This window comes from Variovorax sp. UMC13 (assembly GCF_014170375.1).
Lineage (GTDB): Bacteria > Pseudomonadota > Gammaproteobacteria > Burkholderiales > Burkholderiaceae_C > Variovorax.
On the sequence record NZ_LZZW01000003.1, the window covers coordinates 25,817 to 38,233 of the forward strand.

A 12,417-nucleotide genomic window follows, 5' to 3' on the forward strand; every position below is an offset into this window, starting at 1 on the left:
TTTTTAGTTATTTGATCTGCTGTCGGGGTCGATGCGCCACCACGCCGGCAGCAGCGCGCGCACCTCCGCCTGGTCGAAGCGGTCGTCGAGCAGGTGCAGCACGCCCGCGTCCTGCTCGGTGCGGATCACTCGCCCGGCCGCCTGCACCACCTTGCGCAGGCCCGGGTAGAGGTAGGTGTAGGCATAGCCCGTGCCCTGGCCGAAGCGCTGGTCGAGGCGTTCGCGCATGAGCTCGTGGCGCTCGTCGTGGCGCGGCAGGCCCAGGCTGGCGATGAAGGCGCCGATCAGCCGGTCGCCGGGCAGGTCGATGCCTTCGCCGAAGGCGCCGCCCAGCACCGCGAAGCCCACGCCCTGGCCCCCCGCGCGGAAGCGCGCCACGAAGGCGCTGCGTTCGGCCTCGGGCATCTGCGCGGTCTGGGTCCAGTTCGGGATGCCCGGATGGCAGCGGGCGAACAGCGTGCGCGCGGCTTCGAGGAATTCGAAGCTGCCGAAGAAGGCCAGGTAGTTGCCCGGGCGCTGCGCGAACTGCGCGGCCACGCGGTCGACCAGCGGCCGCAGCGCGCGGCCCCGGTCGCGGTAGCGGGTCGAGAGCGCGCTGGCGACGCGCACCTCGAGCTGCGCGGCCTGGAAGGGCGAGCCCACGTCGAGCTCGACCGCGTCCTCGGGCAGGCCCAGCATGTCGCGGTAGAAGGCGAAGGGCGCGATGGTGCCGGAGAAGCAGGCGGTGCTCATCGAGGCGGCGAAGCGCGGCCGCAGAAAGGGCGCGGGCACCAGGTTGCGCACGGTCAGCGTACAGCCTTGATCGGTCGAGGGCAACTGGCTCTCGAACACCGAATGGACATCGAGAGAAGCGGCCAGGCGCACGAACTGCAGCGCGTCGAAGAAGAAGCGCTGCAGCGGCCCGCCGGCTTCCTGCGGCGCCGCGGCGAAGTGCTCGGCCAGGGCCACGGTCGCGTCCTGCAGCGCCTGCTGCAGGCCCTCGGGCACCTGGTCGTGCGGCGCGTAGGCGGCGGGCTGCGCCTGCTGCAGCGTGCGCCACTCGCGCCGCACCCGGGTCAGCGCGGGCCGCAGGCCGGCCGGGGCCGCGGCATGGGCGCTCTCGAGCGCGGGCGCGTCCAGCGTGGCCGAATACATCGCGCGGGCGCGCTCGAGCAAATTGTGGGCCTCGTCGACCAGCACGGCGACGCGCCATTCCTCCTGCCGCGCCAGCGCGTAGAGGAAGGCGCTGCTGTCGAACCAGTGGTTGTAGTCGGCCACCACCACGTCGCTCCAGCGCACCATCTCCTGCGACAGGAAATAGGGGCACACGCCGTGCGTGCGCGCGATGCCCCGCAGCGCGTCGCCGGTCAGGCGCTGCACCGTGGCGGCCTCGCTGCGCGCGGTGGGCAGGCGGTCGTAGAAGCCGCGCGCCAGCGGGCAGGCGTCGCCATGGCAGGCCCGGCCCGGGTACTCGCAGATCTTCTCGCGCGCGGTGAGTTCGAGGATGCGCAGCGCGGGCGCGGGCGGGCCGAAGCGCTCCAGCGCCTCGAGCGCGATCGCGCGGCCCGAGGTCTTGGCCGTGAGGAAGAACAGCTTGTCGGTCTTCTGCGCGCTCCAGCCGCGCAGCAGCGGGAACACGGTGGCCACGGTCTTGCCGATGCCCGTGGGGGCCTGCGCGATCAGGCAGCGCCGGGCCGAGGCCGCGCGGTAGACGCTCTCGGCCAGTTCGCGCTGTCCGGCGCGAAAGCCTGCGTGCGGGAAGTCGAGCGCGTCCAGCGCGCCGGCGAGCGCGGCATGGCGCTGCGCTTCCTGCGCCGCCCAGGCCAGGTAGCGGCTGCACAGGTCCTCGAAGCCTTCGCGCAGCGCCTCGCGCGTGCAGTGCATGGCGACCACGGTCTCTTCGCCGCTCGCGATCTCCAGGTAGACCAGCGCCACCTCGATGGCGGCCAGCCCGTGTTTCTCGCAGAGCATCCAGCCGTAGGTCTTGGCCTGGGCCCAGTGCAGCGCGCGGTGGTTCTCGCGGATCGCGTTGACGTCGCCGCGGAAGGTCTTGATCTCCTCCACCCGTGGCTGCGCCGGGTCGTAGCCGTCGCAGCGGCCGCGCACCTCCAGCCCTTGGAAGACGGCCGAGAGCGTGAGCTCGCGCTGGTAGTCGTCGTCGCGCCGCGATTGCACCAGCAGGTGGCCGGCGATGCCCTCCTGCGCGCTGGGCGCCGGCGTGAAGCGGAAGTCCAGGTCGCCGGTCTTGGCGCCGAAGGCGCAGAGCGCGCGCACCGACACCTTGCGAAGCGGGAGGGTGGGCGACGTACCGGACCGGGAGGGTGAGGACATGACTGTATCAATATACAGTAGTCAGAGACCCCCGGCGCGAGCGTTTGCCGGGATCACGCAGCGAGAAGATGTCTTTCTCGGCTAAAACGAGGCAAAAGAAGTTGACAGATATTCCTGCAAATTCGTCACGAAATGTGTATTCGAAGTAACATTTGAACCTGTCCGTTTCCCATTGCGCGTAAAACTGCCACCCGCCCTTGCTGCGATGCGCTTAAAAACGCGCTCTTACATTGGCATTTGGAGCAGATATGACCGGGTCCGGGCGATTGGCACTCAGCGTGAGTGAACTGGAGGAGGGCGAGTTCCACTACGTCCTGCTGGAGGCGGTCACCATGCCGGGTGAGCTGCTGTGTTTCAAGCCGAAGGAATTCGGCGAGCGTGCCCATGACAAGCCCATGGATGCGTGGTTCTCGGGCCTGGGTGCGGTCCGTCGGCTCAACGAGCGCTGACCTTCCTGGGTCGTCGCCGCATGCGGTGGTGTGGGCATGGCTGCCTTCCCGCTGCTTTCTTCTCAAGGTACGGCGATGGATTTCGAATTGTTCGTGGCGTTGTTCTGTGTGATCGGTATCGGATGGTTGACCCTGGTGCCCACCTATCGCGGATGGAACCATCTGGAACGCCGGATGGCCAAGCAGGTCGAGACGACGATCGCCGCGCTGGACGATCAGCCCAAATCCTGAGACGGAATTTTCCCTGAGCCGTGTTGGACGCAGGCCATGAAGGGAGCGATCAGCGCCCGGCCTTGACGAACTTGAGCGTCATGCGGTCGGATTCGCCGATCGCCAGGTATTTCTCCCGCTCCACGGCCCCGCCGCGCAAGGTGGGCGGCAAGGCCCAGACGCCTTGCGCATGGTCGTGGTTGTCGCGCGGGTTGGCGTTGATCTCGCTGGCGCCCGCCAGCTCGAAGCCCGCGGCGCGGGCCCGCTCCACCACGAAGTCCTGCGGCACGTAGCCGCTCTCGATCACCCGCGCCAGCGAGGTGCCCGGCGCCGCCCGGTGCTCCTCCACACCCAGCACGCCGCCGGGCTTGAGCACGGCGTGGAAGGCGCGCAGCGTCTCGTCGAAATGCCCGTCGGCGATCCAGTTGTGGATGTTGCGGAAGGTCAGCACCGCATCGGCACCGCCCGGCGGATGGATGTCGGTGAAGCCCGCCACCGGCAGGGTGCCCAGCACCACGCGCCGGTAGGTGGCCGGGTCGGCCGCCAGCTTGGCGCGGAAGGCGGCGCGGGCCCGCTGCTGGCCGGGCGAGCCGTCGGCCGGTTCATGCGCCGCGTAGAGCCGGCCCTTCGGGTTCAGGTAGGCCGCCAGGATCTCGGTGTACCAGCCGCCGCCCGGTGCGATCTCCACCACCTGCCAGTCGGGGCGCAGGCCGAAGAAGGCCAGCGTCTCGTAAGGATGGCGCGCGGCATCGCGCGCACGGTTTGCGGCGCTGCGTTGCGGGCCGTCGACCGCGGCGTGCAGGGCCGCGTCGGCGCCGGGTGCCACGGCGGCGGCGCCGGCCGCCAGCGGCAGCAGGGCCAGCGCGGCCAGCAGCTGCCGGCGTTGAAGAGGTGCATCGGGAGCGGCGAGGGGCGTCATGGGAGGGGGCCTTGGCGGAAACAGAAGAAAGACAGGAACGGGTCGCGGCGCGGCCATCTTTCCACCTTAGCGGAATTGCAATTTGCCGGCACGGCCCATCCTTGGCCGCCGCATATCGACCTGCGCATTCCTTCTAAGTAGACAGACCGTTCTGTCTTATCTTTGTCGCTTCTGCATCCCGCCGGCGACCGCGCCGAAGACCCATGAAGCTGCTCGAACCCCTCGTTCTCGGTGCCCGCGTGTTGCCCAACCGCGCGATCATGGCGCCGCTGGTGCGCGCGCGTTCCGACGCCGACCGCGCGCCGACCGAACTCGTCGACGTCTACTACGCCCAGCGCGCCTCGGCCGGCCTGATCATCACCGAGGGCTGCCACATCTCGCCGCAGAGCACGACCCGCGCGAATGCCTCGGCGCACCACACCGACCGGCAGAACACGGCCTGGCGGCGCGTGGTCGACGCGATCCACGCGGCCGGCGGCACGGTGTTCCAGCAGCTCTACCACGTGGGGCGCAAGGCGCTGCTGTCGACGCTGCCGCCGGGCGAGCGGCCGGTCGCGCCCTCGGCCATCGAGGCCATCGGCGGCATCATGACCGCCGAGGGCCTGGAGACCTTCCCGGTGCCGCGCGCGCTCGAGACGCACGAGATCGGCCCGATCGTCGACGACTTCCGCGCCGCCGCGCGCCGCGCCGGCGAGGCGGGCTTCGACGGCGTGGAGATCCTGGCCGCCAACGGCTTCCTGGTCGACCAGTTCCTGCGCGACGAGACCAACCAGCGCACCGACGCCTACGGCGGCTCGCTCGAGAACCGCGCGCGCTTCCTGCTCGAGGTGGTCGACGCGGCCATCGCCGAGCTCGGTGCCGGGCGCGTCGGCGTGCGCATCTCGCCGCACTTCCGCTCCGACCGCATCGGCGACTCGGACCCAGTGCGCACCTTCTCGTACGTGGCGTCCGAGCTCGACCGGCGCGGCATCGCCTACCTGCACATGCTCGAGGGCACCACGCACGACGAGGACCCCTTCCTGCCGCTGTACCTGCGGCTGGCGAAGAAGCCCTCGGCCACCGCTACCGGGCCGGGTCCGGTGCCGGGCGACCCCTTCCTCGCACCGCTGCTGCGGCCGTTGTTCAAGGGCCCGCTGATCCTCAATGGCGGCTACACGCGCGAGACCGCCGAACAGGTGCTCGCGCAGGGGCTGGCCGACGCCGTGGCCTTCGGCCGCCTCTACATCGCCAACCCCGACCTGCCCGAGCGCTTCCGGCGCAACGCGCCGCTCAACCAGGCCGATCCGTCCACCTACTACAGCGGCGGGCCGCGCGGCTACATCGACTACCCGACGCTGGCCGAGCAGCAGGCCGCCGCGATCGCCTGAGACCTTCCGCCATCTCCTGAAAGCGAACACCCCATGGGCCATTCCGATTCCCTGCCGCTGGCGCGCATCAGCGACGAACTGCTGGCCAGCCTGCGCGACGAATTCGCCGCCACCGCGGCCGAGCACGACCAGCAGGCGAGCTTCCCGCATGCCAACTTCGAGCGCCTGGGCGTGCTCAACCTGCTGGCGCTGACCGTGCCGGCCGCGCACGGCGGCCTGGGCGGCGGGCTGGCCGATGCGGCCCGCGTGGTGGGCGCGGTCGGCGGCGGCGAGGCCTCGACCGGCCTGCTGCTGGCGATGAACTACCTGATGCACCACACGCTGGGCCGCAACCCGCCCGCGGGCTACGAGGCCATCGCGCGCGCCGCGGTCGAGGGCCGCGGCGTGCTCAACGCGCTGCAGGCCGAGCCCGACCTGGGTTCGGCGATCCGCGGCGGCCTGCCGGGCACGGTCGCGACGCCGCAGCCCGACGGCAGCTGGCGCCTGAGCGGACGCAAGGCCTACGCCACCGGCAGCCCGATCGTGCGCTGGTGGCTGGTGCTGGCACGCACCGGCAGCGACGACGCGCCGTGCGTCGGCACGGTGCTGGTGCCTGGCGATGCGCCGGGGCTCAGCGTGGTCCCGACCTGGAACCACGCCGGCCTGCGCGCCACCGCCAGCCACGAGGTGCGGCTCGACGAGGTGGTCGTGCCCGCCGGCCATGCGCTGGGCTTCCATCCGCCCGGCGCGCCCGAGGGCCAGGCCCGCCGCGCGGTGGTCGAGGTCTGGAACGGCGTGCTGATCGCCGCGCTCTACGACGGCATCGCGCGCGCCGGCAGCGACTGGCTGCGGCGCTTCCTGCACGAACGCGTGCCCTCGAACCTGGGCGCGCCGCTGGCCACGGTGCCGCGGCTGCAGGGCATCGTGGGCGAGATCCAGACCCTGCTGCTGGTCAACCGCACGCTGATCGACGACGCGGCGCGCCGCGCCGATGCCGCCGCCACGCCCGACCCGCTGCATGCGCAGCAGGTCAAGCACCTGGTGACAGGCAACGCGGTGCGCATCCTCGAGCTCGCGCTGTCGGCCACCGGCAACCACGGCCTCGACCGCGCCAACCCGCTGGAGCGCCACTACCGCGACGCGCTGTGCGGCCGCGTGCACGCGCCGCAGGCCGACACCGTGTTGCTCAACGCCGGCAAGGCCGCGCTCGGGTTCTGAACTTCACGCCCTCTCTTCCCTTCCACCGAGTCCTTCACCGATGCGATCCTTTGCTCCGGCGGGCGCCCTGCGCGCGCTCCTTCTCATGACGACCTTCCTGGCGACGGCGCTGGGCGCCCAGGCCCAGGTCCCCATCCGCGGCGGCACGCTGGTCGTGGTGTCCAACCCCGGCGAGCCCGCGGTGCTGACCGCGGCCTTCAACCAGCAGGGGGCGGTGTCGGCGATCTCGACCAAGCTCTTCGACGGCCTGATCCATTTCGGCGAAGACTTCAAGGTCGAGCCCGAGCTCGCGACCCGCTGGGACGTGAGCCCCGACGGCAAGACGGTGCGCTTCACGCTGCGCCCCAACGTGCGCTGGCACGACGGCAAGCCCTTCACCTCGGCCGACGTCAAGTTCTCCTTCGACGAGGTCTGGCGCAAGATCCATCCGCGCGGCCGCGCCACCTTCGCGGCGGTCGAGTCGGTCGAGACGCCCGACCCGCTGACCGTGGTGTTCAAGCTGCGCAACCCTTCGGGCGTGGTGCTGCGCGCGCTCAACAGCGGCGAGTCGCAGGTGATCCCCAAGCACCTCTACGAAGGCACGGACATCGTGCAGAACCCGTGGAACGCCAAGCCCGTGGGCACCGGCCCCTTCCGTTTCAAGGAGTGGGTGCGCGGCGACCGCATCGTGCTCGAGCGCAACCCCGACTACTGGGACGCCGGCAAGCCCTACCTCGACCAGCTGGTCTACCGCATCATTCCCGACGCCACCGCGCGCTATGCGGCCTTCGACACCGGCGCGGTGCAGTACGGCGTGCTGATGCCGATCTCGATCAACGACCTCGAGCGCGCGCAGAAGAACCCGAAGCTGCGCGTCGAGTTCCGCGGCTACGACTGGCTGGGCTCCAGCGTCGCGGTCGACTTCAACGTGCGCAAGCCGCCCTTCAACGACGTGCGCGTGCGCCGCGCGGTGGCGCATGCGATCGACCTGCAGGCGCTGTCGAAGGTCACGACGCGCGGCGTGGCCAAGCCCGGCACCTCGCCGGTGCTGTCGACGCAGGGCCGCTTCTATACGAACGACCTGCCGGCCTATGCCTTCGACGTCAAGCAGGCCGAGCGCCTGCTCGACGAGGCCAGCTTGCCGCGGCGCGCCGACGGCACGCGCTTCGCGGTCACGCTCGACTGGCTGCCCTTCGGCGAAAGCTACCTGCGCTACGGCGAGTTCATCAAGCAGTCGCTGCGCCGCGTGGGCATCGAGGTGACGATCCGCGGCCAGGACCTGCCGCAGTTCATGCGCCGCGTCTACAGCCAGAACGACTTCGACTTCATCGTCACGCACCGCACCGCGATGGGCGATCCGCAGATCGGCACCGACCGCGTGTTCTGGTCGAAGACCATCCTCAAGGACGTGCCCTGGTCCAACGGCTCGGGCTACAGCAACCCCGCGATGGACGGCTTGATCGAGGCGGCCCACGAGGCTGCGACCGAGGAGCGCCGCGTCGAGCTCTACAAGAAGGTGCAGCGCCAGGCGCAGGCCGACCTGCCCAGCTTCACGCTGCTGGAGAACCGTATGTACACCATCGCCTCGCGCCGCCTGCAGGGCCTGGCGACCGGCTCGGACAGCGCCTACGACTCGCTGAAGAACGCATGGCTCGCGCCCTGAGCACCGACGCCGACGCGGCGCCCGCCGCACGCACCCGCCGCCGGCCCTACGTGCTGACGCGCGTGCTGCAGATGGTGCCCACGCTGCTGCTGATCCTGCTGACCGCCTTCGTGCTGCTGCAGCTCGCTCCGGGCGACATGGTGCAGGTGCTGGCGGGCGAGGCCGGCGGCGGCTCGCCCGAGTACCTCGCACGCCTGCGCCAGAGCTTCGGGCTCGACCAGCCGCTGCATGTGCAGTTCCTGCTCTACATGCGCAATGTGCTGGGCGGCAACCTGGGCTTCTCCTTCCGCAACAACGCGAGCGTGACGGCGCTGATCGGCGCGCGTCTCGGGCCCACGCTGCTGCTGGCCGCGGCCGGCCTGGCGGTGGCGGTGGGCATCGGCGTGAGCGCGGGCGCGCTGGCCGCCGCGCGCCGCGGCCGGCCGGTCGACCGTCTGATCGGCATCGCCGCGCTGCTGGTCTATGCCACGCCGGGCTTCCTGCTGGGCATCGGCCTGATGCTGGTGTTCGCGGTGGCGCTGCCCTGGCTGCCGGTGGGCGGCTTCGTCGATGCCTACGGTGTCGAGGGCCCGTGGGCGCATGCGCTCAGCGTGGCGCGGCACCTGGTGCTGCCGGCCGTCACGCTGGGCGCGCTGCATGCGGCGATCTATGCGCGCTTCACGCGCGGCGCGATGCTCGAGGTCTACGGCCAGGACCATGTGCGCACCGCGCGTTCCAAGGGCCTGTCGGCCGGCCGCATCACGCTGCGCCATGTGCTGCGCAATGCGCTGCTGCCGCTGGTCACGGTGATCGGCATGCAGACCGGCGCGCTGCTCAGCGGCGCGATCCTGGTCGAGACCGTGTTCGCCTGGCCCGGCCTGGGCCGGCTGGCCTTCGAGGCCATGCAGCAGCGCGACTACAACCTGCTGGCCGGGCTGATCCTGTGCAGCGGCACGCTGGTGGTGCTGGTCAACCTCGCGGTCGACCTGCTCTACGCCGTGCTGGACCCGCGGGTGAGGCTGAAATGAAGACCACCGAAGGCATCGCCGTGTCCGCCGTTGCACGGCCCCGTCCGCCGGTTCTGCCCGCAGCGGCACCTCGGCCCGGCGCGAAGCTCTGGCGCGGCTGGGCCGCGTGGCCGCTGTCGCTGAAGATCGGCACCGCGCTGCTGGCGCTGCAGCTCGCGGTCGCGCTGCTGGCCGGCTGGCTCTACCCGGGCGACCCCTTCGACCTTGCGGGGCCGTCCTTCCTGCCACCGGGCGCCGACCCGCAGTTCCCGCTGGGCACCGACATCATGGGCCGCGACATCGCCGCCGGCCTGGTGCACGGTGCGCGCGTCTCGCTGCTGGTGGGCCTGTCGGCCACCGTCATCGCGACCGTGCTGGGCACCACGGTCGGCCTGCTGGCCGGCTACTTCGGCGGCTGGGTCGATCACCTGCTGATGCGCGTCACCGAGCTGTTCCAGGTGATCCCGCATTTCCTCTTCGCCATCATCCTGGTGGCGATCATGGGCTCGCAGCTGCCGTACATCGTGCTGGCCATCGGCGTCACGAGCTGGACGATGGTGGCACGGCTGGTGCGCGCCGAGACGCTGGCACTGCGCGAGCGTGACTACGTGAAGATCTGCCAGGTGATGGGCGGCGGCCATGCGCGCGTGATCCTCACGCACATCCTGCCCAACGCCTTCGCGCCGGTGATCGTGGCGGCCTCGGTGCTGACCGCGCTGGCGGTGCTGACCGAAGCCGGCCTGGCCTTCCTGGGCATGAGCGACAGCAACCGCATCAGCTGGGGCGGCATGATCGGCGCCTCGCGCGAGGCGCTGCTCGACGCGCCCTACATGACCCTGATCCCCGGCGCGGCCATCGTACTGGCCGTGGCCGCGCTGAGCCTGATCGGCGACGGGCTGGCGCAGCACCAGCGGCGCGGAGGCGCGTCGTGAGCACCGTGCTGAAGACCCGTGGCCTGGCGATTTCCGTGCCCTCGGACGGCCGCCGTGTCGAGGCGGTGCGCGGCCTCGACCTGCAGGTCGCGCGCGGCGAGACCTTGGCGATCGTCGGCGAATCGGGCTGCGGCAAGTCGCTCACCGCGCTGGCGCTGGCCGGGCTGCTGCCCGAGGGCGTACGCATCGCGGACGGCGCCATCGAGCTGCTGGGCGACGACGTCACGGCGCTGTCCGAAGCGGCCTGGCGCACGCGCCGCGGCCGGCGCATCGCGATGGTGTTCCAGGACCCGATGGCCGCGCTCAACCCGGTGCTGACCGTGGGCGAGCAGGTCGTCGAGACGATCCTCGCGCACCGGCCCGTCGGCGAGCGCGCCGCGCGCGAGGAAGCGCTGGCGCTGCTGGCGCGCGTGAAGCTGCCGCAGCCCGCGCAGTGCTTTGCCGCCTATCCGCACCAGCTCTCGGGCGGCATGCGCCAGCGCGTGCTGATCGCCATCGCCGTGGCCCACCGGCCCGAGGTGCTGATCGCCGACGAACCCACCACCGCGCTCGACGCCACGGTGCAGGCCGAGATCCTGGCGCTGCTGCAGGGCCTGCAGCGCGAGAGCGGCATGGCGCTGGTGATCATCACCCATGACCTGCAACTGGTGGCGCGCTGGGCCGACCGCGTGACCGTGATGTACGCGGGCCGCGCGGTCGAGGACCGGCGCGCCGACGCGCTGCTCGAGGGCTCGCGCCACCCCTACACGCGCGCGCTGATGGCGGCCCGGCCGCGCCGCCGGCCGGCCGAGGGCCCGCGCCTGCGGCTGGCCGAGATCCCGGGCCGCGTGCCGCCGCCGGGCCAGACCGGACCGGGCTGCGCCTTCGCGGGCCGCTGCGGCCTGGCGACCGCGCGCTGCGAAACGTCGAGCCCCGAAGCCCTGCGCCTGGCCGGCGGCACCGTGTGGTGCCATGCCGCGGCCGAGGGGCGGCTCGAGGCGCCGATGGCGGTGGCCGCATGACGGCGCCGCTGCTGTCGGCGCACGATCTGCACGTGCGCTTCGAGGGCCGCAACGGCCGCGTCGATGCGGTGCGTGGCGTGTCGCTGCAGGTGCAGGCGGGCGAGGTGCTGGCCGTGGTCGGCGAGTCCGGCTCGGGCAAGTCGACGCTGGCGCGCGCGCTGATGGGCATGGTGCCGGTGCGGGAGGGCACGCTGGCGCTGGCCGGGGAGGGCGTGCCGCTCGCGGCGGCCGCGCGCTCGCTGGCGCAGCGGCGCCGCATCGGCATGGTGTTCCAGGACAGCGCGGCCGCCTTCGACCCGCGCTTCTCCATCGAACGCATCCTGCGCGAGCCGATCGCGCTGCTGGGCCGCGGGGCCGCCTCGGCCCCACCCGCCGAGCTGCTCGATGCCGTGGGCCTGCCGGCCAGCCTGCTGGCGCGGCGCCCGCACGAATTGTCGGGCGGGCAGCGCCAGCGCGTGGGCATCGCGCGTGCGCTGGCGGGCGCGCCGCAGCTGCTGATCTGCGACGAGGCGGTGTCGGCGCTCGACGTCTCGGTGCAGGCGCAGATCCTCAACCTGCTGGCGGACCTGCAGCAGTCGCGCGGGCTCGCGCTGCTGTTCATCACCCACGACCTCTCGGTGGTGTCGTACCTCGCCGATCGCATCGCCGTGATGTACCGCGGCGAACTGCTCGAGACCGGCGTGGCGGCCCAGGTGCTGGACCGGCCTTCGCACGACTACACGCGACGCCTGCTCGCGGCGGCCCTATGATTTTGTGCGGCCGCCCTTCGCGGCCCGCGCGCCGTTCCTTCAAGCCGAGCCCATGACTTCCACGACTGCCACGACCCCTGCGACCACGCTGCTGGACCACATCATCGACACCGCGGGCGCGCTCTTCTACCGCGAAGGCACCAAGTCGGTCGGCGTCGACCGGATCATCCTCGAGGCCGGTGTCGCCAAGGCCACGATGTACCGCTACTTCTCCGGCAAGGACGCGCTGGTGGCGGCCTGCCTGCAGCGCCGCCACGACCGGGTGATGGAGGCGTTGCGCAAGGGGCTGGAGAAGGGCCCGGCCGACGGCGTGGCGCAGGCGCTGTCGGTGTTCGAGCTGCTGCACGTGAAGGGCGGCTCGCCCGACTTCCGTGGCTGTGCCTTCATGCTGGCGGTGGCGGAGAACGAGACCTCGGAAGAAGTCCGCGCCATCGCACGCGGCCACAAGGACGCGGTGCTGGCGATGTTCGAGGCCCTGCTGCCCGCCGCCTGGCCGCAGCGCGCGACGCTGGCCGCGCAGCTCAACCTGCTCTACGACGGCGCGATGGCGCAGATCCTGATCCAGCGCGACGCCGGCGCGGCCCTGCTGGCGCGCGACTGCGCGGCGGTGCTGCTGGCCGCGGCCGCGAACGGCGCCCGGGCGCGCTGAAACATC

At 71.6% G+C, this 12,417-nt stretch carries 12 protein-coding genes; 10 read left to right on the forward strand and 2 right to left on the reverse strand.

The genetic code is table 11. The features are described from left to right. Window positions 1-3: 3 nt before the first annotated feature. On the reverse strand, window positions 4-2,310 hold the full coding sequence (locus A9977_RS00900) for an ATP-dependent DNA helicase (protein ID WP_183022980.1): 2,307 nt from the start codon (window positions 2,308-2,310) through the stop codon (window positions 4-6). 278 nt (window positions 2,311-2,588) lie between these two features. Here A9977_RS00900 and A9977_RS00905 point away from each other — a divergent pair, with 278 nt between their 5' ends. Further along, window positions 2,589-2,759, forward strand: a complete 171-nt coding sequence (locus tag A9977_RS00905; RefSeq protein WP_183022981.1) for a hypothetical protein — start codon at window positions 2,589-2,591, stop codon at window positions 2,757-2,759. 36 nt (window positions 2,760-2,795) lie between these two features. Continuing rightward, window positions 2,796-2,990 (forward strand): hypothetical protein, encoded by a 195-nt coding sequence (locus tag A9977_RS00910; RefSeq protein WP_183022982.1) that lies wholly within the window; start codon window positions 2,796-2,798, stop codon window positions 2,988-2,990. A gap of 49 nt (window positions 2,991-3,039) precedes the next feature. Here the strand turns inward: A9977_RS00910 and A9977_RS00915 are convergent, their stop codons facing one another. Continuing rightward, the gene (locus tag A9977_RS00915; RefSeq protein WP_183022983.1) at window positions 3,040-3,888 is read right to left on the reverse strand and encodes a class I SAM-dependent methyltransferase; all 849 of its coding nucleotides are present in this window, start codon (window positions 3,886-3,888) and stop codon (window positions 3,040-3,042) included. 203 nt (window positions 3,889-4,091) lie between these two features. Between A9977_RS00915 and A9977_RS00920 the strand changes: the two genes are divergently transcribed. From A9977_RS00920 to A9977_RS00955, 8 genes are all read left to right on the forward strand, one after another. Then, on the forward strand, window positions 4,092-5,255 hold the full coding sequence (locus tag A9977_RS00920; RefSeq protein ID WP_183022984.1) for an alkene reductase: 1,164 nt from the start codon (window positions 4,092-4,094) through the stop codon (window positions 5,253-5,255). A 33-nt stretch (window positions 5,256-5,288) separates the two neighbouring features. Continuing rightward, complete coding sequence (locus tag A9977_RS00925) at window positions 5,289-6,452, forward strand: acyl-CoA dehydrogenase family protein (RefSeq protein ID WP_183022985.1); 1,164 nt, start codon at window positions 5,289-5,291, stop codon at window positions 6,450-6,452. Between the two features lie 85 nt (window positions 6,453-6,537). Next, window positions 6,538-8,094 carry an ABC transporter substrate-binding protein gene (locus A9977_RS00930; RefSeq protein WP_220811422.1) on the forward strand — a complete coding sequence of 519 codons (1,557 nt, stop codon included), beginning with the start codon at window positions 6,538-6,540 and terminating at the stop codon, window positions 8,092-8,094. Further along, window positions 8,079-9,101, forward strand: a complete 1,023-nt coding sequence (locus A9977_RS00935; RefSeq protein ID WP_183022986.1) for an ABC transporter permease — start codon at window positions 8,079-8,081, stop codon at window positions 9,099-9,101. Before A9977_RS00930 ends, A9977_RS00935 begins: the two co-directional genes overlap by 16 nt. Then, a complete protein-coding gene (locus A9977_RS00940; RefSeq protein ID WP_183022987.1) occupies window positions 9,098-10,012 on the forward strand; it encodes an ABC transporter permease in 915 nt (304 codons plus the stop codon). The genes A9977_RS00935 and A9977_RS00940 overlap by 4 nt, the downstream gene beginning before the upstream one ends. Further along, the gene (locus A9977_RS00945; RefSeq protein WP_183022988.1) at window positions 10,009-11,013 is read left to right on the forward strand and encodes an ABC transporter ATP-binding protein; all 1,005 of its coding nucleotides are present in this window, start codon (window positions 10,009-10,011) and stop codon (window positions 11,011-11,013) included. Before A9977_RS00940 ends, A9977_RS00945 begins: the two co-directional genes overlap by 4 nt. Further along, on the forward strand, window positions 11,010-11,762 hold the full coding sequence (locus tag A9977_RS00950) for an ABC transporter ATP-binding protein (protein WP_183022989.1): 753 nt from the start codon (window positions 11,010-11,012) through the stop codon (window positions 11,760-11,762). Before A9977_RS00945 ends, A9977_RS00950 begins: the two co-directional genes overlap by 4 nt. A 52-nt stretch (window positions 11,763-11,814) precedes the next feature. Beyond that, complete coding sequence (locus A9977_RS00955; RefSeq protein WP_183022990.1) at window positions 11,815-12,411, forward strand: TetR/AcrR family transcriptional regulator; 597 nt, start codon at window positions 11,815-11,817, stop codon at window positions 12,409-12,411. The last annotated feature ends 6 nt before the right edge of the window (window positions 12,412-12,417 follow it).

What these genes read in the sequence shown, in the direction of transcription:
- A9977_RS00935 (WP_183022986.1), top strand. Translation starts at nt 8,079, where the DNA reads ATGGCTCGCGCCCTGAGCACCGACGCCGACGCGGCGCCCGCCGCACGC.
- A9977_RS00900 (WP_183022980.1), bottom strand. Translation starts at nt 2,310, where the DNA reads ATGTCCTCACCCTCCCGGTCCGGTACGTCGCCCACCCTCCCGCTTCGC.
- A9977_RS00950 (WP_183022989.1), top strand. Translation starts at nt 11,010, where the DNA reads ATGACGGCGCCGCTGCTGTCGGCGCACGATCTGCACGTGCGCTTCGAG.
- A9977_RS00920 (WP_183022984.1), top strand. Translation starts at nt 4,092, where the DNA reads ATGAAGCTGCTCGAACCCCTCGTTCTCGGTGCCCGCGTGTTGCCCAAC.
- A9977_RS00925 (WP_183022985.1), top strand. Translation starts at nt 5,289, where the DNA reads ATGGGCCATTCCGATTCCCTGCCGCTGGCGCGCATCAGCGACGAACTG.
- A9977_RS00930 (WP_220811422.1), top strand. Translation starts at nt 6,538, where the DNA reads ATGACGACCTTCCTGGCGACGGCGCTGGGCGCCCAGGCCCAGGTCCCC.
- A9977_RS00940 (WP_183022987.1), top strand. Translation starts at nt 9,098, where the DNA reads ATGAAGACCACCGAAGGCATCGCCGTGTCCGCCGTTGCACGGCCCCGT.
- A9977_RS00910 (WP_183022982.1), top strand. Translation starts at nt 2,796, where the DNA reads ATGGCTGCCTTCCCGCTGCTTTCTTCTCAAGGTACGGCGATGGATTTC.
- A9977_RS00955 (WP_183022990.1), top strand. Translation starts at nt 11,815, where the DNA reads ATGACTTCCACGACTGCCACGACCCCTGCGACCACGCTGCTGGACCAC.
- A9977_RS00915 (WP_183022983.1), bottom strand. Translation starts at nt 3,888, where the DNA reads ATGACGCCCCTCGCCGCTCCCGATGCACCTCTTCAACGCCGGCAGCTG.